We start from the raw sequence: 23313 nt of genomic DNA, 5'->3' as shown, positions 1-23313 counted from the left end.
CTTAATTCGCATGAGCCGCCAGTTCCCTGACCTTCAGGATAGAGACTTGTTCAATTCCATAAGCCGCTGCCCCTTTTGCCCACATTGAATCGCCCCAGTGGTTGACCTTGATTTCCGGCAACGGCGCGTCGACGCTGACGACGCCGTTTTGGACACGTGCCATCACCTCGTCTGAATGCAGATAATCAAATCGGCCTCTGGCGCCTGACAGGATAATGCACTCGGGGTCGAACAGATTGATCAGGTTCGAAACTCCCATCCCGAACATTTGGCCCGCGCGGGCCAGAACGGAAATGGATCGGGCGTCGCCGGCTTTTGCTGCTGCAAGTATATCGACAAGAGTGCGGGGATCCGTTGCTTCACTGGCGATCGTGGCTTCGCGGATCAGGGCGTATTCCCCCACATAGGCCTCCAGGCATCCGCGCTGGCCGCACTGGCACAAGGCACCGTCCAACTGAACTTTGAGGTGCCCGAATTCTGCGCCGCATCCGCGTTCACCGCGATAAAGCTTGCCATCAAGGACGATGCCCAGGCCGATGCCATGTTCGATCGTAACAACCAAAAAGTTCTTCAGCCCCTTTCCCAACCCAAAAAGCTGTTCCGCCTTTGCGACCAGATTGGCGTCGTTTTCGATGAAGGCGGGGCAGGGGAGCACCTTGGACAACAGCGGGCTCAAATCCACATTTCGTTCCGTCAGCGAAGATGACCAATGCACAAAGTTCTGATTTGCATCGATAAGGCCAGCGATGCCGATGCAGACACCTGACAAATCGGCAAGGGATCGGTTTGCCGAGGCGCAGGCCTGATCAAGCACGCCGCGGATCTTCTTGGCAAACGCATCCGGGGCCATGCGGGCTTGGTCCAGCGGATGCGTGTACGAAGTGATTTCGGTTCCTTCAAAATCCACGAGAATGACTGAAACCTGCTGGCGGGCGACTTTCACGCCCGCGATAAGATGTGACGCGCCATTTAGTTTCAGCTGTACCCGCGGTCTGCCGCGGCGCGCTGATTTGGAAGGTGTTTCGCTTTCTATTTCCGCAATCAGACCGGCAGACAGCAGATCGGCAGTGGCGGACGTGATGGTCGCTGGGCTGGTCTCCAACGCGGTGGCGATGTCGATTCGCGAAATGGTTCCTGTGGCCCGGATTTTTTCCAGAACGCGCAGGCGAGTGACGTTCCTTTGGTCCGTGGCATTTGAAGAAGCTTTGCTTTTCAGCATCTTGCCCTCGCGAATCTGATCCCTGTTTCAACCTAGGTGGTTTTTTCAGTTACCGATAGCATAAATATTTTACCGACTGAAATAAATATGCTACTCAGAATTATCGGGGCCACGAATCATGAAACGATGGCTCAATGAAACCGGGAGGAAATCATGAAACGAATTCTCAGCGCCTCTGTCGTGGCGGTCCTGATGGGGACAGCTGCATTCGCAGAGCCCACGGTCGGCGTAAGCTGGTCGAATTTCCAGGAAGAGCGTTGGAAGACCGACGAAGCGGCGATCAAGGCTGCACTGGAAGCGGGCGGTGCGGAATACATCTCGTCGGATGCCCAATCTTCTTCTGCCAAGCAATTGTCGGATATTGAAAGTCTGATCGCCCAGGGCGTTGATGCGCTGATCATCCTGGCGCAGGATTCCCAGGCCATCGGCCCGGCAGTGCAGGCGGCGGCTGACGAAGGCATTCCGGTCATCGCGTATGATCGTCTGATCGAAGATGACCGTGCCTTCTATCTGACATTCGATAACGTTGAAGTCGGCCGCATGCAGGCCCGCGCGGTGTTCGAGGCGATGCCGAAAGGCAACTATGTGATGATCAAGGGCTCGCCCACGGATCCGAACGCGGATTTCCTGCGCGGCGGTCAGCAAGAGATCATCCAGGCCGCCGTTGACAGCGGCGATATCGTCATCGTGGGTGAAGCTTATACCGACGGTTGGTTGCCTGCGAACGCACAGCGCAACATGGAACAGATCCTTACCGCGAATGAAAACAACGTCGATGCCGTAGTGGCCTCGAATGACGGTACTGCCGGCGGCGTTGTTGCAGCACTGACCGCGCAGGGCATGGAAGGCATTCCGGTCTCGGGTCAGGATGGCGATCACGCGGCGCTGAACCGGGTTGCCAAGGGTACGCAGACCGTTTCTGTCTGGAAAGATGCGCGTGAGCTGGGCAAAGCTGCCGGGGAAATTGCAGTTGCGTTGAGCAACGGAACAAGCCCCGAGGACATTGAAGGTGCCATCAAATGGACTTCGCCCGGCGGAACCGAGATGAATTCGGTCTTCCTTGCGCCTGTACCGATCACCAAAGACAACCTGTCCGTCGTGGTCGATGCTGGCTGGATTCCGTTGGAAGACCTGTGTCAGGGCGTCGAAAACGGCCCTGCACCTTGTAACTAAACCAAGTTCCAAACCATAATATCTCTGGCCCGCAAGGGCGGGCCAGAGATCATAGCTGAACATGAAAGATCGGATATGACCGAAACTTCGTCTCAGCCGGTACCCCAAAAAGCAAAGGCCAACCTGTTTCAGCAACTGGAACTGGATATGCGGCTATTGGGCATGATCGGCGCCTTCATCATCCTGTGCATTGGCTTCAACATCGTGACAGATGGCCGCTTTCTGACGCCCAGAAACCTGTTCAACCTGTCGATCCAGACCGTCTCGGTTGCGATCATGGCCTGCGGCATGGTGTTCATTATCGTCATGCGCCACATTGACCTGTCGGTTGGGGCGCTGCTGGCGACCACATCTGCCGTGATGGCGATGACCCAGACCGAGCTGTTGCCCAACGTACTGGGAATGGGTTTGAACCACCCGGCGACATGGGCGATCACGTTGGTGGTGGGTCTTGCGGTCGGGACATTGATCGGTGCGTTCCACGGTTGGATGGTGGGGTATCTGACCATTCCGGCTTTCATCGTAACGCTTGGTGGGTTTCTGGTCTGGCGCAACGTTGCCTGGTACATGACTGACGGCCAGACAATCGGCCCGCTGGACAGCACGTTTCTGATGTTTGGCGGCACCAACGGAACCTTGGGAACAACCGTCAGCCTCCTGTTCGGCCTTGCCGCCATGGCTGTTGCGATCTGGGCGTTGTGGAGCGGTCGCCGGTCCAAAGCGGCTCATGGGTTCCCTGTCAAGCCAGTCTGGGCCGAAGCGACACTTGCCGGGATCGTTGGCATTGCCATCATGGGCTATGTCTTTATCGTCAACAGCTATGCCATCCCGACACGTCGGCTTGAACGCATGTTCGAAGCGCGGGGCGAGACCATGCCGGAAGGGCTGGTTGTGGGATACGGCATCCCGATTTCGGTCCTGATCCTGATCATTGTGGCGGTGACGCTGACCGTCGTGGCCCGCAAAACCCGCTTTGGACGCTATATCTTTGCAACTGGCGGCAACCCGGATGCAGCCGAATTGTCTGGCATCAACACCCGTTTGATGACCGTCAAGATCTTTGCCCTGATGGGGTTTCTCTGTGCACTGTCGGCGGTTGTGGCCTCGGCCCGTCTGGCCAACCACTCGAACGATATCGGAACGCTGGATGAACTGCGCGTGATTGCCGCCGCCGTGATCGGTGGAACGGCGCTGTCCGGCGGCATCGGAACGATCTACGGCGCAATCCTTGGCGCGTTGATCATGCAGGCGCTGCAATCCGGCATGGCCATGGTTGGCGTGGATGCGCCGTTTCAGAACATCGTCGTCGGCACCGTCCTGGTTCTGGCCGTCTATATCGACATCGTCTATCGCAAACGTCTGGGGGCGAAATGATGCAAGCACAAGAAACACAGAACCGGGCTTCGGGTCGCGGATCGGCCCAGCCTCCGCTGGTGGAAATGCGCGATATCTCGATTTCCTTCGGGGGTATCAAGGCGGTAGACCATGTGTCGGTTGATCTCTACCCGGGCGAGGTCGTGGGCCTTCTGGGCCACAACGGGGCCGGCAAATCCACCCTGATCAAGGTTCTTTCGGGCGCCTATCAGATGGACCATGGCGAAATCCTGATCGACGGCAAGAAGGTCGAGATCAACAACCCCCGCGACGCGCGCGCCAACAATATCGAGACGATCTATCAGACGCTGGCGCTGGCGGACAACCTGGATGCAAGCTCGAACCTGTTTCTGGGCCGCGAAATGGTCACGCCCTTTGGTCTGGTCAACGACGCCGCGATGGAGGCGGAATGCCGCAAGATCATGGCGCAGCTGAACCCGAACTTTCAGAAGTTCAATGATCCGGTCTCGGCCCTGTCGGGCGGTCAGCGTCAATCGGTGGCCATTGCACGGGCGGTGTATTTCAACGCGCGTATCCTGATCATGGACGAGCCCACGGCCGCACTTGGCCCGCACGAAACACAGATGGTGGCGGACCTGATCCAACAGCTCAAGGCGCAGGGGATCGGGATTTTCCTGATCGACCATGATGTACACGCGGTGATGGAGCTGTGTGACCGGGCCTCGGTCATGAAGAACGGGCAATTGGTTGGAACAGTCGATATCGCAGACGTCACCGATGACGATCTGTTGTCGATGATCATTCTGGGCAAAAAGCCCGGCGAAAAGACGGAATGAGGTAAGCGAAATGACGAGCGGTTTTTTTCAGGGAATTGAAGAAGTCCAATTTGAAGGCGAGGACAGCAAGAACCCGCTCGCATTCCGTCACTACAACCCGGACGAGATCATCTTGGGCAAGCGCATGGAGGATCACCTGCGTTTTGCCGTGGCGTGGTGGCATTCCTTCGCGTGGGAGGGCGGAGATCCGTTTGGCGGCCCCACTTTCGAGCGCCCCTGGCATCCACAGGATGACATGGGCCGCGCCAAGATGAAGGCCGATATCGCGTTCGAGATGTTCCAGATTCTGGGACAGCCCTATTTCTGCTGGCATGATGCCGATATCCGACCTGAACAGGGGAACTTCGCCGACAATCTTCGCACGTTGAACGAGATCACCGACTATATCGGTGAAAAGATGCAGGCATCCGGCACCAAGCTGTTGTGGGGTACAGCCAACATGTTCAGCCATCGCCGCTGGATGGGCGGTGCCAGCACCAATCCCGATCCCGACGTCTTTGCCTTTGCTGCCGCCACGGTGAAATCCTGCATGGATGCCACCCACAAGCTGGGCGGCGAAAACTATGTGCTGTGGGGTGGGCGCGAAGGGTACGAGACGCTGCTCAACACCGACATGAAAAGCGAGCTGGATCATATGGGCCGGTTCCTGAACATGGTGGTCGAGTACAAGCACAAGATCGGGTTCAAAGGTGCGATCCTCGTCGAACCCAAACCGCAGGAGCCATCAAAGCACCAATATGATTTCGATGCCGCGACCTGCATTGGTTTCCTGCGCAAATATGGGCTTGAGAATGAGATCAAATTGAACCTCGAACAGGGGCACGCGATCCTGGCGGGACACAGTTTTGAACATGAGATTGCCGTAGCCGCGGCCGAGGGGATGCTGGGCTCCATCGACATGAACCGAAACGATTATCAATCGGGTTGGGATACGGATCAGTTCCCCAACAACACCCCCGAGGTTGCGCTGGCCTATTACCACATCCTGAAGGCGGGTGGGTTTACCACTGGCGGCACCAATTTCGACGCCAAGCTGCGCAGGCAGTCGATCGATGCCGAAGATCTGATCGCCGCGCATGTGGGCGGTATGGATATCTGTGCCCGGGGCCTGAAAGCAGCGGCAGCGATGATCGAAGATGGCGGACTGGAACAGGCGCTGGCTGATCGGTACGCGGGCTGGAATACGCCCGAGGCGCAGGCAATGCTGACCTCTGGTCTTGATGAGATTGCAGCGCGGGTGCTGGCCGAGGGTCTCAATCCAGATCCGCGCTCGGGGCGTCAGGAAATCCTCGAGAACTACGTGAACCGTTTTGTCTGATCCCTGTGGGTTCAGCCGATCCGTAAAATAACCTGTGTACAATGCCCCGGAAACGCGTGAGTTTGCTTCAGCGTTGGCCGGGGCTTTCCCTTGCTGGGCGCAACGGCATCAAAGGCCCGTCGGGGTCGAACAGGTGGGGCGAACAGGGTTTTGGCGGATCAATCGGCAGGCAAAGCGGTGTTTCTGAGCGGCAGTCTGATGCTGCATGTGACACGCATGTCATTGACCACCAGCATTGGCCTGATGGCCATTTTTGCCGTCGACTTTGTCGATATGATCTTCATCTCGATGTTGGGCAACGATGCGCTTGCGGCGGCGGTGGGCTATGCCGGTACGCTGCTGTTTTTCACCAACGCGATTAATATCGGATTGTCGATTTCCGCCGGGGCGCTGGTTGCTCGCGAACTCGGGGCCGGGCGGGCTGAACAAGCAAGGCATTACGCGTCCAGTGTGGCCGTTATTGGGCTGATTGCCGGGCTGACAACCTCGGGCCTGGTCTTGTTGAATCTCAGCTCTCTGCTGTCCTTGCTTGGCGCGGAAGGAGAGGTTCTGAGGCTGGCGACGCGTTATGTGTCGATCATCCTTCCGACCATGTTCGTGATGTCCATTGCGATGACGGCGATGGCCGTGCTGCGCGCTCATGGCGATGCGCGGAGGTCAATGATGGCCACGATCTACGGCGGAGTGGTGAATGCAGTTCTGGACCCGATACTGATCTTTGCGGTCGGGCTGGGGCTGGATGGCGCCGCTATCGCCTCGGTCCTGGCGCGGCTGTGCATGCTGGGGGCGGCGTTGTGGCCAGCGCATCGGGTGCATCGGGGATTTGCGCGCCCTTCACTGAAGCAGGTTGCAAAGGATTTGCGCCCCGTGCGGGCGATTGCAATTCCAGCGGTTCTGACAAATGTCGCCACGCCGATCGGCAATGCAATCGTTGTGCGGGAAATCGCGCAATATGGAACGGACGCGGTTGCGGGCACGGCGGTGATCGGGCGCCTTTTGCCGGTGGCGTTTTCGGTTATCTTCGCTCTGTCCGGCGCGATAGGGCCAATCATCGGACAGAATTTTGGTGCCGAAAAGTTCGATCGCGTGCGTGCTGCCTTTCTGGCAGGGATCAAGTTCACCGCCATTTATGTCGTTTGCATGTCGGCCATTTTGTTTTTGCTGCGCGCACCGATTGCGGATCTGTTTGCTGCCGAGGGCGAAACCCGCAGTCTGATCTATCTGTTCTGCGGCCCGTTGGCTTTGGCTTCGTTCTTCAATGGCGTGATCTTCGTGACAAATGCCAGCTTCAACAATCTGGGGCATCCGGTCTATTCCACATGGATAAACTGGGGTCGTCACACTATCGGCACTTGGGTTTTCGCGACGATTGGTTCACAGATCGCCGGCGCATCCGGCGTTCTGCTTGGGCAGGCGTCTGGAGGCGTCATCTTTGCAGTCATAGGCTGGGTTATGGTCGCGCGGGTCGTGGCGCGGTTGGAGCGCTCGCAAGCGCTCGAGCCTTTTTCAGATCAGGGTCGGCTTCATTCGCTGTTCGGGCGTCGCGGCTGGTGATCAGGTCGGATCAGTTCCCCTGATTGCGCGCTTCCAGCCGTTCCAGATTGACCACGGTTGACAGCATCAGGCGGTCATGGCTCCAATCTTGCGTTTGCTGGATCGACGCAGACCCCAACGCAAGAAGGGTGGCGAAGGTCAATGCCATCCCCAGGAACAGAGCGGGCAGGGTAGGCACCGCCGGCTGTGCATCGGTCAATGCAAGCACGCGCTGACGCAGCACGCGCTTGGCCTTGCCGCCCGTCACAAACGCAACATTCAGAACGCGAGGATTGTTTGCCGAGATCGTACGCGCGCAATAATCCAGCAGGCAAGCCGTGTATTCGCGCGCATCGATCCGTTTGCGGGCCACCACGGACTGGTCACATGCCAGTTCACGCAAGCGGCCGAACTGATATTTGAGCATCAAATAGGCTGGGTTCCAGAACAACAGCGGGCGCAGCATTTCAAAGCCCAGTTCCCATTCCACGTCACCCGCGCGAACATGCTGAAGCTCGTGCGCCAACGCAAAGCGCAGTTCGTGCGGGGTATCCAGCAGGTGGCTTGGCAGAACGACATGGCGACGGCGCAATCCGCGCACGGCGAACGGAACGGTGATGCGATCCGAAAGACGGATGTCAACCTTGGCCGACTGCCGCCAAAGAAAGCTGGATTTGACTGTCTGACGGATCATCGCCGCGTCCCGCAGAGCGCGGGCCGCAAACACGGCGGCGACCAAAACAAGCAGCGTCACAAGGGCAGTGATCACCGGCTGTTGCCCCGACAACGCAAGATCCACCCACCGTTCACGGGTGTTCAGCAAGGCCTCGAACTGGGTGGCGGGCATGGCGATATCGCCGCGCAGATAGGCGGCAACAGCGATGTCGCCAAGCGCCATGGCGCTGCCCGGCCATGCATAAGAGGCGAGCGATGACATGCCGAACGCAAGAAACGGGCTGATCAGAACGCACACGCACAGCGCCTTGAGCGCACGCAACTGCGCGACATAGCTGTGGCGCAGGGCTGTTCGGGTCAGGGCTGCGCGGGCCGCCAGCCAGATGACGGCTGACAAGGCCAGCACGATGTTGAGTTCGATAAATGTGTCGAGAACCGGTCTAACCGCTGTCATTTTGCAGTCTCCTTTCTACCAGTGCTCGAATTTCCTCCAGGTCGGCTTCGCTCAGCCCCGCATCATCGACAAGCCGGGCCACCAGTGTGGCGGGTGTGTCGTCAAACAGAGTGCGGGACAGGTTTTGCAGAGAACGGGCCTGATATCTGTCCTTTTCCAGAAGCGGCGTATAGATCAGGGTCTTTCCTGTCTTGCGGCTTTCCACAAAACCTTTCTCGTCCAGAATACGCAGGATCGTGGCACCGGATGTATAGGCCAGATTGCGTTCCGAAGGCAGGCGGTCCAGGACATCTCGCACCGAGCCTTGCCCGAGGGCCCAGAGCTCGTTCATGAACTCCAGTTCAACCTCGGTCAGCAGATTTGTTGTCTTTTTCTTTCGCATCGATCTCGGTGTTGTCATGTTTAGTATGCCTGCCAGACAAGCATCCTTTCGCGATTTCTCAAAGTCTAAACTTTCCAGAACACAAAAACGCCCCAGCCGATAGACAGGAAAAGAGGTGTCCATACCGGCTGCCCGACAATGCCCAGCCATGCGAGGAAGATATAGGCGGACCCCAGAAGGGTGATGAAAAGCCGATCGCCCAATGTGGTAGTCAGCCCCAGTACACCGCGCCGTTCTATGCCATCGCGATACTTGAAGCCCTCAAGAACGCCAATCAGCGCGATGGCCGAAAAGATGCCGACAAATACGGCAAGTGTCGCCGGGGTCCAGGCCATCCAGAAATCGGGCCACAGTGGTGCAGTCCAGGAAAAACCTTTTTCCTCTTGCTGGCCGACACTGCCCCATCCGGCCTGCTGGGCAAAGGCCGTAGAAGGAAGGAAAAGAAGGATGAGAAGAAGTTTACGCATATCGAACCTCACACACGTCCCATCGCGAAACCACGCGCGATGTAGTTGCGGACAAACCAGATGACGATGGCGCCGGGGATGATGGTCAGGGTGCCGGCGGCGGCCAGCAGCCCCAATTCATAGCCCGCGCTGGACGCGGTGCGGGTCATCACGGCGGCGATGGGTTTGGCCTCGACCGCGGTCAGGGTCTTGGCCAGCAGCATTTCCACCCACGAGAACATGAAACAGAAGAAGGCCGCCACGCCCACGCCCGCTTTGATATTGGGCAGGAAGATCGTCACGAAGAAACGCGGGAAGGAATAGCCGTCGACATAGGCGGTTTCATCCAGCTCTTTTGGAATGCCGCGCATGAAGCCTTCCAAAATCCAAACTGCCAGCGGCACGTTGAACAATGTATGCGCCAGTGCCACAGCCAGATGTGTGTCGAACAGGCCGATCGAAGAATAGAGCTGAAAGAACGGCAAGGCGAAGACCGCTGCCGGGGCCATCCGGTTGGTCAGCAGCCAGAAGAACAGCTGCTTGTCACCGAGGAACCGATAGCGAGAGAACGCATAAGCAGCGGGCAAGGCGACGCTGACCGAAAGCACCGTGTTCAACGTCACATAGGTGATCGAGTTGATATAGCCCCAATACCACGTCGGGTCCGTGAAGATGGTGATGTAATTCTCCAGCGTAAAGGTCTGGGGGAACAGGGAAAAGCCCGACAGGATCTCGTTCGTTGTCTTGAAGGACATCGCCACCAGCCAATAGATCGGCAGCATCAGGAACGCGATATAGAGGATCGGGATGAGAGACCGCTTCTTCATTGCGCGTCATCCTTTGTCATCAGAGTGTAGAAGAGCCACGAAACCAGCAGCGTGATGGCGAAATAGATCAGGCTCATCGCAGCCGCAGGGCCAAGGTCGAACTGCCCCAGCGCGATTTTCACAAGGTCGATCGACAGCAGGGTGGTCGAGTTGCCGGGCCCACCGCCGGTCAGCACGAACGGCTCGGTATAGATGTTGAAACTGTCCATGAACCGCAGCAGGACCGCGATCGTCAGAACCGTCTTCATCTTGGGTAGCTGGATGTAGCGGAACACCGACCATGGGCTTGCGCCGTCGATCTTGGCCGCCTGATAGTAGGCGTCCGGGATCGACACGAGGCCTGCATAGCACAGCAACACGACCAGCGACGTCCAGTGCCAGACATCCATAACGATGACGGTGATCCAGGCCGAAAGCGGCTGTTGCGTCATGTCATAGTTGATGCCCAGAACGTCATTCAGGAAATATCCCAACAGACCGATTTTGGGCAGGGTGAAGATGTTCCACATGGACCCAACGACGTTCCACGGGATCAGCATCGGCAGGGCCATCAGCACCAGACAGACAGGCACCCAGAATCCTTTGCGCGGCATCGACAGGGCCACGATGATGCCAAGAGGCACTTCGATGATCAGGATCAGGAAAGTAAACAGGAACTGTCGTCCAAGTGCGGCCTGAAACCGGTCCGACCGCAGGATCTGTTCGAACCAACCCAGGCCTTCCCAGAAAAACTGGTTGTTGCCAAAGGTTTCCTGCACCGAATAGTTGACCACCGTCATCATCGGCACCAGCGCGTTGAACGCGACCAGTGCCAGCACGGGCAGGACAAAGAACCACGCTTTTTGATTTTCTGTTCTCATTGGGCCCGCTCCTCGGTTGCGATCCACCCGTCGCGGTAGACGCGGGATTGTTCGGGTTTGAATTGCAGGAAAACCTGTGATCCGGGTTCGGGCACGCTGTGTTCGGTCACGGCCTTGAGGGCGGTATTGCCGACCATCGCGCTGACCACAAAGTGGCGACCGATGTCGGAAACCTTGGTCACATGCGCCGGGATGCCGGTCTCGCCCAAGCCGACATATTCCGGGCGAATCCCCAGATCGGTACGGCCGCCATCACCGTGAATGGGACCTTCCAGCATGACTTCGTGCCCTTCGAACAGGGCGCGGTCGCCGCGCGCCTCGCAGGGCAGCACGTTCATACCGGGCGAGCCGATGAAATGGCCCACGAACGTGTGCTGCGGGCGCTCGAACAGCTCCACCGGAGTGCCGATCTGCACCACTTCGCCCTCTTGCATCACCACGACCTCGTCCGCGAAGGTCAGGGCCTCGGTCTGGTCGTGGGTGACGTAGATCATCGTCGCCTTGACGCGCTGGTGCAGTTCTTTCAGCTTGGACCGCAGCTTCCATTTCAGATGCGGGTCAATCACGGTCAGAGGTTCATCGAACATCACCGCGTTTACGTCGTCGCGGACCAGGCCGCGACCCATCGAGATTTTCTGCTTGTTGTCCGGGCTGAGGCCGCTGGCACGGGTGTTCAGCATGTCGGTGACATCCAGCATCTCGGCGATCGCATCGACGCGGCGCTTGATCGTCGCCGGATCGACGCCGCGGTTCTTCAACGGAAAGGCCAGGTTTTCGCCCACGGTCATCGTGTCGTAAATCACCGGAAACTGGAACACCTGTGCGATGTTGCGCTGATCAGGGGGCAGAGCGGTCACGTCACGGTCGTCGAACAGGATCTGCCCTTCGGACGGGGTCAGCAGGCCCGAGATGATGTTCAGCAGCGTGGACTTGCCGCAGCCCGACGGGCCCAGCAGGGCATAGGCCCCGCCATCACGCCAGGTCACGTCGATTTCCTTCAGCGCATAATCCTCGGAGCCTTTTGGCGACGGCATGTAGCTGTGGCGGAGGTTTGAAAGTTTGATCTGTGCCATGTCAGGCCACCCTTTTGCCGTCTTGGCCGAAATACCGGCAATGGGCCGGGTTCATGAAGAATGTGTGATCCTCGCCCACCTGATAGGGATGGACTCCGGCGGCCAGCGACACCCAGGCGTCCTCGCCATGCTGGAAATGCGCGCTGGAATCCGAACCCGAAAGCTCGGTCACGATCACGCGGCCGGTCAGTTCCACGTCCGCGTCAGACGTCCGGAACGGCGTCACACGATGCGGCCGCACCGCGACCATGTAATCTCCGTCGGCCATGTCGGTGACGGCCCAGCCACCTCCACCGGCCAGTTGCGCCTGGGCAGCGGAAACGGTGATGCGTGCGACATTGATCGGGGGGTCTGAAAAGACCCGCGCGGCGGCGATGTTCTCGGGGTTGCGATAGATGTCAGCGGTTGGCCCGAACTGGGTTACGCGTCCATCTTCCATCAGGGCGGTGTAGCCGCCCAGCAGCAGCGCCTCTTCGGGCTCGGACGTGGCATAGACCACCACGGCCCCGCGCCCGGCGAACAGCTCAGGCAGTTGCTCGCGCAATTCCTCGCGCAGCTTGTAGTCCAGGTTGGCCAGCGGTTCGTCCAAGAATACCGCGCGGCTGTCCTTGGCGATGGCACGCGCCAGCGCGGTACGCTGCTGTTGGCCGCCCGACAGTTCGTGCGGACGGCGGTACAGCATCGGGCGCAGTTGCAACAGGTCGGCGGCCTCTTCCACGCGGCCTTCGATCTCGGACTGCGCCATGCCCGCCACGCGCAGGGGCGAGGCGATGTTGTCGAATACGGTCATATGTGGGTAGTTCACGAAGAACTGGTGCACGAGGCTGATTTTTCGCTTCTGCGTATTCAGCCGCGTGACGTCCTGCCCATCCATCAGGACCTTGCCCGAGGCGATCGGGTCCAGACCGGCCATCATCTTGATCAGAGAGGTCTTGCCCGAGCCCGTCGCGCCCAGCAGCACGTTGAAGTGGCCTGTTTGAAGGGTCAGGTTTGTGGGCTTGATATGGATGACGTTGCCGACCCTTTTGGTCGCGTCTTGAAGATCGATCATGTCCGTGGGTTCCGGTCCTTCAGTGCAATGCACTGGTCTTGAGGTGGGGGTGCCTGACGCGGCACCCCCGGGTTCCAACGGCTTACTTAGACTGCCAGCGCTGAACCAGTTCGTCATAGTTGACGGTCTGGCCCTGCGGCTTTTCGTTCTCAAGCTTGGCCTTGGGCGAGCCCGGCTTTTCCAGCCAGAAAGATGGGTCCTGCGGCTCGTTCAGGCGCGGACCACAGCCGCCGTAGACACCGGCGCTTTCATCAGCGGCCTGCATCCGGGCCATAGTGATGTCCATCTCTTCGGCCAGACGATCCATCGCCTCTTGCGGGGTGAAGGCGCCCGAGTTCACGTCACCGATCTGCTGCCACCAGATCTGGGCCAGCTTCGGATAGTCCGGCACGTTGATGCCGGTCGGCGACCATGCCACGCGGTCAGGTGAGCGGTAGAACTCGACCAGACCACCCAGCTTGGGCGCGCGTTCGGTGAACGACTCGTGGTTGACCGAGCTGTCGCGGATGAAGGTCAGACCCACATGGGACTTCTTCACGTCGACAGTTTTGGAGGTCACGAACTGGGCATAAAGCCAGGCTGCCTGGGCACGATCCGAGGGGGTCGATTTGAGGAACGTCCAGGAGCCCACGTCTTGGTAGCCAACCTTCTGGCCTTCTTCCCAATAGGGGCCGTGCGGGCTGGGCGCCATCCGCCACAGCGGCGTGCCTTCGTCATCCACGGTGTTGTTGCCTTCGGACTTCGGCTTGACCATGTCGGCGGTGAAGGCCGTGTACCAGAAGATCTGCTGGGCCACGTTGCCCTGGCTAAGTGCCGGCAGTGACTGGTAGAAGTCATAAGACGCGGCACCCGGAGGCGCATAGGCCCGCAGCCATTCGTCCCATTTCCGGATCGCATAGACCGCGGCCGGACCGTTTGCAGCACCACCGCGCGACACCGAAGCGCCAACAGGGTTACAGGTGCCCGCTTCCATGCGGATGCCCCATTCGTCGACAGGCACACCGTTCGGTTCGCCCTTGTCGCCGGCACCGGCCATCGACAGCCAGGCATCGGTCATGCGCCATCCGAGGTCGGGCGCGCGCTTGCCGTAATCCATGTGGCCGTAGATCGTGGTACCATCGACTTCTTTCACATCATTGGTGAAGAACTCGGCGATATCTTCATACGCGGACCAGTTGACCGGAACGCCCAGATCATAGCCGTACGTTTCTTTGAACGCGGCTTTGTTCGCCTCATCATCAAACCAGTCCTTGCGGAACCAGTAAAGGTTCGCAAACTGCTGATCGGGCAGCTGATACAGCTTGCCGTCCGGTCCGGTGGTGAACTGAATGCCCATGAAGTCATCCAGATCCAGCGTCGGCGAAGTCGTCGCGGCCCAGTCACCGCCCATCATGTCCGTCAGCGGATAGGCCAGCTGCAAACGCGAATGGGTGCCGATCAGGTCACTGTCGTTGACATAGCCGTCATACAGGTTCCGACCCGTTTGCATTTGGGTTTGAACGGCCTGAACCACCTCACCTTCACCCAGAATCTGGTGGTTGACCTTGATGCCGGTGATTTCCTCGAACGCCTTGGTCAGCACCTCGGATTCGTAGGAATGTGTCGGGATACCTTCGGACAGGACGTTGATTTCCATACCTGCGTAAGGCTGTGCAGCTTCGATGAACCACTGCATCTCGGCCATCTGTTCGTCTTTCGACAAGGTCGATGGCTGGAATTCGTCGTCGATCCAACGTTGTGCTGCGGCTTCGTCGGCCCAAGCAGGACCGTGCCCCGCAATGACGGCAGCCGCCGCCACTGCGGAAAGTAGATGTCTCCGCATCTGTCTCCTCCCAAAAATTATGGTTCTCCGGCGGAAACCGGATGACGGACAGCATCAGCGATTTCTTGCGTATGTGTCAAACTAAAAATTTAGTAATTGACGTTCAGGCATCCCGGAAGAGGTGGCGCTGAACTCGTTTGCCAATTTGTGAATTCGTTGTAAGCTAGGATTGTCATTGCAAAAATTACCGCTGAGACGTGCGGCGCGAATTACGAAAAACGACTTGGAACAGTGAGGATAGGCAATGTCCCGAAGTCTGTTGAAGTACACGCGTGTTCTGGAAATCGTCGGGGACACAATCAAGGTTCGGGTTCCGATCCAGAACAAAGGAGAGCCGGCTGTCCGGTTCAACGACCTCGCTATGATCGAGACGGTGGATGGCCGAAAAACACTGGCCCAGACGATCTTCATCGACCGGGATGTCGTCACGTTGCAGGTGTTTTCCGGCACCAAGGGCATATCGACCGAAGCAACGGCAACCTTTCTCGGTCACCCGATGCAGACACCTTATTCGGCCAACATTCTGGGCCGCGTGTTTGATGGCGCCGGTGTGGCCATTGATGGAGGCCCCGACCTGTCTGCGGAACCGCATATCGATATTGGCGGACCGACCGTCAATCCGGCGGAACGCGCGGTTCCAAACAGAATGATCCGCACGGATGTGCCGATGATCGACGTGTTCAACACATTGGTCGAGAGCCAGAAAATTCCGATCTTCTCGGTTTCAGGCGAGCCGTTCAACGCGTTCCTCAGCCGAATCGGTATTCAGGCCGACGCGGATATCGTGATCTTTGGCGGGCTGGGGCTGATTTTTGACGACTACCACACGTTTCGCACCTCGTTCGAAGATGCGGGTGTGTTTTCGCGTACCGTCATGTTCGTCAATCAGGCGATGGATCCTTTGGTGGAACGTCTTCTGGTGCCGGACATGGCATTGGCAGTGGCCGAGAAGTTCGCTGTGGAAGAGGGCAAACGCGTGCTGGTCCTGCTGACGGACATGACCGCCTATGCTGACGCGATGAAAGAGGTCGGCATCAGTCAGGAAAGGGTGCCATCTCAGCGCGGCTATATGGGGGACCTGTATTCGCAGCTTGCGCGCCGATACGAAAAAGCCTGTGACTATGCCAAAGGCGGGTCGGTCACGGTTCTGACCGTCACGACCATGCCCGGAAACGACGTGACCCACCCGGTGCCTGACAACACCGGCTATATCACCGAAGGGCAGTTCTATCTGCATTCCGGCGTGATCGATCCGTTCGGCAGCCTGTCGCGCCTCAAGCAGAACGTGATTGGCAAGACCACCCGCGAAGATCATGGGCAGATCATGAACACGATGATCCGTTTCTATTCTGAAAGCCGCGATGCCGCGCAAAAACAGGCGATGGCCTTCGACCTGTCAGACTATGATCACCAATTGCTGAAATTCGGCGGCCTGTTCCGGTCTCGGTTCATGGACATCAATGTTTCGATCCCGCTAGAAGAGGCGCTGGATCTGGGTTGGAAGACGCTGGCAGAGTGTTTTGCGCAGGAACAGTTGCTGATGAAGCAGGCATTGATCGACAAGTATTTCCCGAAGGATGTCAATGGCGCGGTTGCAGCTGAATAAATCGTCGCTTGCGCGCGAGCAGACGCAGCTGAAAAGCTATGAGCGGTTCCTGCCGTCGCTGGACCTGAAGCGACAACAGTTGATGGCTGAACGGGCCCGGGCCCGGGAAGAGGTCGACCGCCTCGAGCAAATGGTGCAGGCGCTGGTGCAGCAGGTTGGTGAAAAGCTGCCGATGCTGGCCCAGCAGGGTGTCGCTCTGGATGGGCTGGTCAAGCTCAAGGACTACAAGGTCAAAGAGGTCAATGTGGTAGGGGTCAAACTGCCTGACCTTGATCGGATCGAAGTGGCGGTGCGCCCGTATTCCGTTTTGGCCAAGCCCCATTGGGTCGATGCCGCTGCGCTTTTGCTGCACGACGTCATCGAAGCGCGGGTGCGGGTGAAGATTGCCGAAGAACGCGTTCGCATCTTCGACAAGGCGGTGGCCACCATCACCCAGCGGGTCAACTTGTTCGAAAAGGTTCTGATCCCGCGCGCCAAGGCCAACATCAAGAAAATCCGCATCTACCTGAGCGACGAACAGATGCAGGCCGTTGTGCGGTCGAAGATCTCGAAACGCAAACACGCGCAAGAGGCTTTGACATGAGCGTTGCGCGTCTGAAAAAGATGTCTCTGATCGGGCCTGCTGCCCGAAAGGCGGAAACGCTTGAGGCGCTTCAGGCCCTTGGTTGCATGCATGTTTTGCCCCTTGTTCCCACGCCGAAAGAGCCGGAAAAGATCAGTGAGCGCGGTGCAAGAGAGGCGTATAAGGCATTGCGTTTCCTTGCAGAAGTGCCTGACCCGCGCCGCCAGGTCCAGCGTGCGCCTGATTTCGACATGGATCGTTTCGTGCGCGAGGTGACCGACCTCATGCAGCGCGTTCGGGATACGATGGACCGGCGTGACTTTCTGGCGCATCGCATCGCCCAGGTGCGACCTTGGGGGGATTTGGATTTTCCGCCGACCGATGCGCTGGCTGGCAACAGGCTGTGGTTCTATCAGCTGCCGCTGAAGCACCGGGATGCATTGTCCGAGGTCAGATTCCCCTGGGCGATATTGGAGGAAGACCACCGGTACCTGTATGCCGTTCTGATTTCACCTTACGAACCCGATGATGGTGTTCTTCCTGTTCCGCGAACCCATGTCGGTTCGCTGCCAGTACACGAGCTTGAGGCCCAGTTGGAAGAGGCCGAGATCGCCCTCGAGGCGTTGGAAGCCGAACGCGTGGCGCTGACGCGCTATCTGACATTGATGCGCCGGAACCTGTCCGTCGCCGAAAGTGCCGCCGAGCTTGCCCATGCAACGCAGAAAGTGCGCGACGAAGAGGCAGTGTTTGCTTTGCAGGGGTGGGTTCCCGTGGATCAGGTGGATGCTGTTCTTGCCATGGCAAACGCCAAGGGTTCAGCCGTCCTGATTGAAGATCCGGGGCCGGGCGACGCGCCTCCGACCTTGCTGGAGCAGCCTGAAAACCGCAGGGCCGCTGTCGATCTGGCGCTGTTCTATCAGGTGCCCGGATATCAAGACTGGGACCCCAGCGTCATCGTCTCGGCGTCCTTTGCGATCTTCTTCGCCATGATCGTTGCGGATGCCGGGTACGGCGCCGTCATCCTGCTGGCGGTGCTGGCCTTTTGGAGACGGATGGACCGCACCGCTGGTCAAAGATCCTGGCGTCTGTTCGGCCTGATCATCTCGGCTGTTACGATATTTTACGGGGTCATGGTGGGCAGCTATTTTGGGGTATCACCGGCTGCGGGCTCGATTTGGGCAAGGCTCAAGGTGCTGGATTTGAACGATTTCGGCGCGATGATGATGGTCTCGATCGTCGTTGGCGTTATCCACCTTGTCCTGGCCAACGCACTTGCGGCCCGCGCGGCGTGGGGGCAACGCAAGGCGGTTGCCAATCTGGGCTGGATTGCGGCCCTGATCGGCGGGTTTGTCCTTTGGCTCGGCTACATGAACGGCAAGTCTCCGGTGCCGGGCGCAGCTATCCTGACCGCCGGCATCGTGGCGATTGTCCTGTTTTCCAGCGAGCGGGTCATCCAGAGGCCGATGGACTGGGTCTGGCGTTTGCTCGAAGGGGTTCAAAGCCTTGCCGGGGCGATGGGCGCCTTTGGGGATGTTCTAAGCTATATGCGTCTTTTCGCGCTGGGCCTTGCTTCGGCCTCGTTGGCGATCACGTTCAATGATCTGGCGGTGTCGGTCATGCAGGCCCTTAGGGGGCCGGGCATTCTGTTTGGGCTGCTGATATTGATCATAGGTCATGTTTTGAACTTCGCGCTCGCGATGATGAGCGGCGTCGTGCACGGCTTGCGTCTCAATTACATCGAATTCTTTAAATGGGGTCTGCCGGATGAAGGCGTCATCTTTCGTCCATTTACCCGCAAGGAGGTTCAGGAATGAATGAGCTTGTTCTTACACTGGGTTGGCTGGGTATTTATGCGCCAATGGCGTTGGGGGCTGCAGCCAGCGCTATTGGGTGTTCGATCGCCGGTATGGCCAGTATCGGGGCCATGACGGAAACCGAGGGCGGCTATGGCCGTTTCGTGGGTGTATCCGCGTTTCCCTCAACGATGGTCATCTATGGGATCGTCATCATGTTTACCCTGAACCGCGACGTGACACCTGAAAACGCGGGCGGTCTGTTCGGGATCGGCATCCTGTCGGGTATCGCGCTGATGTATTGCGGCATCTGGCAGGGTCGGGCCTGTGCGGCTGCGATCAATGCGACCAAGGAAAAGCCCGAGATTTTTGGCCTTGCTCTGGCCCCTGCCGCAATCATCGAAGGGTTTGGTGTTTTTGCCTTCGTGTTTGCGTTGGTCATCAGTGCGGGGATCAGCTGATGGCACAAGACAGAACGATTGCGCATGGGGTTGACGCGCTGATCGACAAATTGCGCAACGATGGGGTTGCCGCTGGTCAGGCCGAAGCCGAGAAGTTGCGCGCAGAAGCAAAAACCGAAGCCGCGCGCATCGTGGCAGAGGCAAAGCGCGAAGCCAATGAGTTGAAAAAGAAAGCCCGCACGGAGACAGACAATTACAGGGCTGCCGGCGAAGAAGCATTGAACACCGCGATGCGGGATGCCGTGCTGACCATGAAGGCGGGTCTGACGGATCGCTTCAAGGCAGATGTCGAACGCCTTGTAACCAAAGAGATGTCCGATCCCGAGCTTCTGAGGCAGATGATCCTCGAGGTGGTAGGCCGGGCCGGGGAAGGTGCAAATTTGAATGGCAGGGTTTCCGTCGTTCTTCCTGCCCGGGTCGCCACGCAGGAAGACATCAAGCAAAACGCCGATGACATTCAATCCGGCAAGCTGACAAAATATGTTCTTGGGCTGACTGCGAAGATGCTGCGCGAGAATGTCGAGTTGCACGCAGCCGATGACGTGCAGGAAGGCATCCGCGTCCGCGCAGAAGATCAGGGTTTAGTTCTGGACCTGACGGATAAGGCGGTGGCGTCGCTGTTGATGGAGCATTTGCAGCCCCGGTTCCGCGCCGTGCTGGAAGGGGTCATCCGCTGAGATGTCAAAGCAGGACGCCTATATCGCGTTGATGTGCAGCCTTCCGGGTTCGGAACGGCTGTTCGTTGCCAGGCAGCCGCCCCTGTCACGTATCAGGCTGGACCGTCGATTGACGGCTTTGACACCGGAGGACAGCAGAGTTCTGAAGGTCCTCGAGCACACGTTGAGCTGGAGCGCCTACGACATGGATGTCACCGACGCTCAGGCGATCCAGCGCTGCAAACAAGCGATGCTGGACATCCCTCAGCCCACCTTGCGCAAGCTTTTCATGGAACGCATGGAACTGCGCTCGGCGGTCGCGGCATTGCGATTGAGAAAACGCGGAGAACCAGCGCCATCAGGCCCTTTCGGGGTCGGACGATGGAGCCGCCACATTCCCGCCAATTGGAGTGATCCCAGCTTTCGGCTGGAACGGCTCATGCCCTGGATCAAAGAGGCAACCCAATTGCTGGAAAACGAAGATCCGCTGGGTCTGGAACGTCTGCTTTTGTCGATAAGCCACAAGCAGCTCAAGCGGCACGCGGCTCGTCACATGTTCGATTTCGAGGCGGTCGCCATTTACGTTCTGATCTGGAACATCTTCGACCGCTGGGCGCAAAGCAGCGCTGCGGAAGCCGCCAAGAGATTTGAGAAACTGGCACAACAGGCCATGGCCGATTTCGCTGAAGTCGATTTTGAGGGAGCAAGCGCATGACAGCCCCAATCTCAGCCAAACACTCATCGACCGCACGTGTCGTCCTGGTTCAGGAAGGGCTTGTGCGGATACAAGCCAATTCGGACACGACCGGCCACCCCGGTCAACTGGTCAAAAACGAAGTGGTTTACATATTGCCTTCGCGTTCCGGCCCCGGTGGGCGTCAGGAAAGGCTCAAAGGCGAAGTGCTGCGCGTACGTGGGGATATGGCGGACGTTCAGGTCTATGAAAGCACTGATGGGGTGGCGGTCGACGACCCGGTGGAGCAATCAGGTCAGCTTTTGTCGGTAGAGCTTGGTCCGGGGCTGCTGGGGCAGGTGTTTGACGGGTTGCAATCGCCTTTGCCCAAGGTGGCCGCCGAATTTGGAACCTTCTTGCCGCGCGGCGCAGATGTCGCGCCCTTGGATGAACATGCGAAATGGTCCTTTACGCCGTCGGTGAAGGTGGGCGATACGGTCACTGCCGGGGACAGCATCGGAACGGTGCCCGAAGGCCATTTCAGCCATAAGATCATGCTGCCGTTCAACTGGACTGGTGTGTACAAGGTGGTCTGGGTGCAAAAAGGCGCGGCCACGATCCATGACATCGTGGCCCGACTGGAAGACGAAGACGGTGGCGAGCATACGCTAACGCTTTCGCAGAAATGGCCGGTTCGGCGACCATTGCCGGAAAACATCCTGAAGCGCGCACTGTCCGAGCGGTTGTATCCCACGGAACCGGTTCTGACGTCGCAACGGCTGATCGACACGTTCTTTCCGATTGCACGCGGCGGCACCGCCTGTATTCCCGGGCCGTTCGGTGCGGGCAAGACCGTGCTGCAAAACCTGATCGCACGGAATGCGAAGGTTGATATCGTGATCGTCGTGGCCTGCGGCGAACGTGCAGGTGAGGTGGTCGAGACCATCGAGGAATTTCCGAAGATGACCGATCCAACCACCGGTGGCAGCCTGATGGATCGGACGATCATCATCTGCAACACGTCCTCCATGCCGGTTGCCGCGCGCGAGGCGTCGATCTTCACCGGGATCACGTTGGGGGAATACTACCGCCAGATGGGCAATGATGTCTTGTTGATCGCCGACAGCACCAGCCGGTGGGCGCAAGCCATGCGCGAGACCTCTGGCAAGCTCGAAGAGATCCCGGGCGAAGAGGGGTTCCCGGCCTATCTGGAAAGCTCGATCAAGGGTTTGTACGAACGCGCCGGGGCGCTGAAAACGAATGACGGCGATCTTGGCAGCCTGACGCTGATCGGAACGGTTTCGCCTGCTGGCGGCAATTTTGACGAGCCGGTAACCCAGTCAACCTTGTCGACGGTCAAGTGTTTCCTCGGGTTGTCATCCGAACGCGCCTACAAGCGGTTTTATCCAGCGGTCGATCCGATGCTCAGCTGGTCTCGGTATACCGACCAATTGTCCGACTGGTATGACAGGAACGCCGAGCCGGGTTGGACAGCCAAAGTGCGCACCCTGTTGGCCCTGATCGAAAAAGGCGAACAGGTCGATCAGATGATGCAGGTCACTGGGGAAGAGGGCGTCACAATTGACGACTTTGTAACCCAACAGAAAGCCTTGTTCGTCGATATGGTCTACTTGCAACAGGACGCATTTGACACAGTCGATGCGACAGTGCCGCTTGAACGGCAGATAAAGACGTTCAAGCTTGTGTACGATGTGACGCAATCCAAAGCGGTCTTCTCGGACAAAGCCGAAGTGAGGCAGGTGTTCACGCAGCTGACCGGGCTGATGAAAAACTTTCACTACGCGGCAGAAAACACACCCGAATACAAATCCACCTGGCAAAAGATCGAAAACCTGTGCCGAGAAAAGTTCGGAGTGTGATCAGGTGAAATGATAGCCCGAAGGGGGTAGCGTAGTTTTTTAGTAGTTCCCAAGGCTGACCAATTGCAAAATGCTCTGCTTGCAGCTTTTTTGTGAGAGCCTAACCCTTACCGCTTCCCAGACTTAAACGAAATGCGTGGGACAACGCGGTTGATGTCCTTAGTAAGTTTTGTGATCCAACTTGAGTTTGGTTTCGCACGGGAGAAACCAGATGCTGTACTGCTGACGCGTTCGATTTAGTCGTTTTAACCTGAGAACTATTGTTGGCGGTGAACGAGACATACTTGAGGTTTCGAGAAACAAACGCTTCATGCAGTTGGATAGCTTCTCTCAAGATTAAGTCTGCGTCTTCTAGAGCGGCTTCTATAGCGCGATCTCCGAACCTCTCTGAAACATAACGCAGTTCTTTGGCCTTGTTGATGAAATAATGCTCAATTTCCATTTGGCCTGAAGCATGAAGTTTCCATGCGCCGTGGGCAGCCATGTTTCGGTTTGGCAATCCTGAATGAATACGCTCAGCTAACAGAAGTAGTCGTATCCCTAACGGAGCGTAGCACTTAACGGCCGATTGCCTGAGTCTGGCAACTATGTTCCTGGTGTTTAGGGTCAGGATTCATAACCAGTATATGACGGTTGCTGCGAGTGCGATGGCCGATAGGAAGACCTTGGGACAACGGT

Annotated in this window: 22 protein-coding genes; 12 read left to right on the top strand and 10 right to left on the bottom strand. The window is 58.1% G+C overall.

Translation table 11 applies throughout. The features are described 5' to 3' along the window. Position 1 precedes the first annotated feature (1 nt). On the bottom strand, positions 2–1219 hold the full coding sequence (locus tag GOW56_RS16550; protein ID WP_152457514.1) for an ROK family transcriptional regulator: 1218 nt from the start codon (positions 1217–1219) through the stop codon (positions 2–4). 153 nt (positions 1220–1372) lie between these two features. Here GOW56_RS16550 and xylF point away from each other — a divergent pair, with 153 nt between their 5' ends. The 5 genes from xylF to GOW56_RS16525 all read left to right on the top strand — a co-directional run bounded on the left by xylF (position 1373) and on the right by GOW56_RS16525 (position 7435). Next, positions 1373–2392, top strand: coding sequence for a D-xylose ABC transporter substrate-binding protein (xylF, locus tag GOW56_RS16545; protein WP_152457515.1), 1020 nt, complete (start codon positions 1373–1375; stop codon positions 2390–2392). A 75-nt stretch (positions 2393–2467) separates the two neighbouring features. After that, positions 2468–3766, top strand: coding sequence for a sugar ABC transporter permease (locus tag GOW56_RS16540; RefSeq protein WP_171206556.1), 1299 nt, complete (start codon positions 2468–2470; stop codon positions 3764–3766). Beyond that, entirely contained in the window at positions 3766–4563 is a 798-nt protein-coding gene (locus GOW56_RS16535) for an ATP-binding cassette domain-containing protein (protein ID WP_171206555.1), read from the top strand. The genes GOW56_RS16540 and GOW56_RS16535 overlap by 1 nt, the downstream gene beginning before the upstream one ends. Before the next feature lie 10 nt (positions 4564–4573). Beyond that, positions 4574–5881, top strand: a complete 1308-nt coding sequence (gene xylA / locus GOW56_RS16530) for a xylose isomerase (RefSeq protein WP_171206554.1) — start codon at positions 4574–4576, stop codon at positions 5879–5881. 198 nt (positions 5882–6079) lie between these two features. Continuing rightward, positions 6080–7435 (top strand): MATE family efflux transporter, encoded by a 1356-nt coding sequence (locus GOW56_RS16525; RefSeq protein WP_171206553.1) that lies wholly within the window; start codon positions 6080–6082, stop codon positions 7433–7435. A gap of 10 nt (positions 7436–7445) precedes the next feature. On the opposite strand, the gene GOW56_RS16520 is transcribed toward GOW56_RS16525, so the two are convergent. The 8 genes from GOW56_RS16520 to GOW56_RS16485 all read right to left on the bottom strand — a co-directional run bounded on the left by GOW56_RS16520 (position 7446) and on the right by GOW56_RS16485 (position 15004). Next, entirely contained in the window at positions 7446–8543 is a 1098-nt protein-coding gene (locus GOW56_RS16520; RefSeq protein ID WP_171206552.1) for a M56 family metallopeptidase, read from the bottom strand. Continuing rightward, complete coding sequence (locus GOW56_RS16515) at positions 8530–8925, bottom strand: BlaI/MecI/CopY family transcriptional regulator (RefSeq protein ID WP_170346648.1); 396 nt, start codon at positions 8923–8925, stop codon at positions 8530–8532. Before GOW56_RS16515 ends, GOW56_RS16520 begins: the two co-directional genes overlap by 14 nt. A 65-nt stretch (positions 8926–8990) precedes the next feature. Next, the gene (locus GOW56_RS16510; protein WP_171206551.1) at positions 8991–9392 is read right to left on the bottom strand and encodes a DUF2160 domain-containing protein; all 402 of its coding nucleotides are present in this window, start codon (positions 9390–9392) and stop codon (positions 8991–8993) included. An 8-nt stretch (positions 9393–9400) separates the two neighbouring features. Next, on the bottom strand, positions 9401–10198 hold the full coding sequence (locus GOW56_RS16505; protein ID WP_152457520.1) for a carbohydrate ABC transporter permease: 798 nt from the start codon (positions 10196–10198) through the stop codon (positions 9401–9403). Next, a complete protein-coding gene (locus GOW56_RS16500) occupies positions 10195–11058 on the bottom strand; it encodes a carbohydrate ABC transporter permease (RefSeq protein WP_152457521.1) in 864 nt (287 codons plus the stop codon). The genes GOW56_RS16505 and GOW56_RS16500 overlap by 4 nt, the downstream gene beginning before the upstream one ends. After that, complete coding sequence (locus tag GOW56_RS16495; RefSeq protein ID WP_171206550.1) at positions 11055–12131, bottom strand: ABC transporter ATP-binding protein; 1077 nt, start codon at positions 12129–12131, stop codon at positions 11055–11057. Before GOW56_RS16495 ends, GOW56_RS16500 begins: the two co-directional genes overlap by 4 nt. 1 nt (position 12132) lies before the next feature. Further along, positions 12133–13182 carry an ABC transporter ATP-binding protein gene (locus GOW56_RS16490; protein WP_171206549.1) on the bottom strand — a complete coding sequence of 350 codons (1050 nt, stop codon included), beginning with the start codon at positions 13180–13182 and terminating at the stop codon, positions 12133–12135. A gap of 82 nt (positions 13183–13264) precedes the next feature. Beyond that, complete coding sequence (locus GOW56_RS16485; protein ID WP_171206548.1) at positions 13265–15004, bottom strand: ABC transporter substrate-binding protein; 1740 nt, start codon at positions 15002–15004, stop codon at positions 13265–13267. Between the two features lie 244 nt (positions 15005–15248). On the opposite strand from GOW56_RS16485, the gene GOW56_RS16480 reads away from it, so the two are divergent. Genes GOW56_RS16480 through GOW56_RS16450 form a run of 7 tightly spaced genes read left to right on the top strand, consistent with a single transcriptional unit; the run spans position 15249 to position 22635 of the window. Further along, positions 15249–16610: a V-type ATP synthase subunit B gene (locus GOW56_RS16480; protein ID WP_171170509.1), complete on the top strand. Its 1362-nt coding sequence runs from the start codon at positions 15249–15251 to the stop codon at positions 16608–16610. Continuing rightward, positions 16588–17193, top strand: coding sequence for a V-type ATP synthase subunit D (locus GOW56_RS16475; protein ID WP_152457526.1), 606 nt, complete (start codon positions 16588–16590; stop codon positions 17191–17193). Before GOW56_RS16480 ends, GOW56_RS16475 begins: the two co-directional genes overlap by 23 nt. Continuing rightward, complete coding sequence (locus tag GOW56_RS16470; protein WP_171206547.1) at positions 17190–18986, top strand: V-type ATP synthase subunit I; 1797 nt, start codon at positions 17190–17192, stop codon at positions 18984–18986. The genes GOW56_RS16475 and GOW56_RS16470 overlap by 4 nt, the downstream gene beginning before the upstream one ends. Then, entirely contained in the window at positions 18983–19426 is a 444-nt protein-coding gene (locus tag GOW56_RS16465) for an ATP synthase subunit C (RefSeq protein WP_152457528.1), read from the top strand. Before GOW56_RS16470 ends, GOW56_RS16465 begins: the two co-directional genes overlap by 4 nt. Then, positions 19426–20103 (top strand): hypothetical protein, encoded by a 678-nt coding sequence (locus tag GOW56_RS16460; protein ID WP_171206546.1) that lies wholly within the window; start codon positions 19426–19428, stop codon positions 20101–20103. The genes GOW56_RS16465 and GOW56_RS16460 overlap by 1 nt, the downstream gene beginning before the upstream one ends. 1 nt (position 20104) lies before the next feature. Then, positions 20105–20797, top strand: coding sequence for a hypothetical protein (locus GOW56_RS16455; protein WP_171206545.1), 693 nt, complete (start codon positions 20105–20107; stop codon positions 20795–20797). After that, a complete protein-coding gene (locus GOW56_RS16450) occupies positions 20794–22635 on the top strand; it encodes a V-type ATP synthase subunit A (protein WP_171206544.1) in 1842 nt (613 codons plus the stop codon). The genes GOW56_RS16455 and GOW56_RS16450 overlap by 4 nt, the downstream gene beginning before the upstream one ends. Positions 22636–22735: 100 nt before the next feature. On the opposite strand, the gene GOW56_RS16445 is transcribed toward GOW56_RS16450, so the two are convergent. Beyond that, a complete protein-coding gene (locus GOW56_RS16445; protein ID WP_171119516.1) occupies positions 22736–23119 on the bottom strand; it encodes a hypothetical protein in 384 nt (127 codons plus the stop codon). Positions 23120–23313 lie beyond the last annotated feature (194 nt).

Origin of the sequence: Ruegeria sp. HKCCA0235A (genome assembly GCF_013033235.1) — a bacterium.
GTDB lineage: Bacteria > Pseudomonadota > Alphaproteobacteria > Rhodobacterales > Rhodobacteraceae > Ruegeria.
Note: the sequence above shows the minus strand (reverse complement) of the source record. Positions and strands in the feature narration are given on the sequence as shown.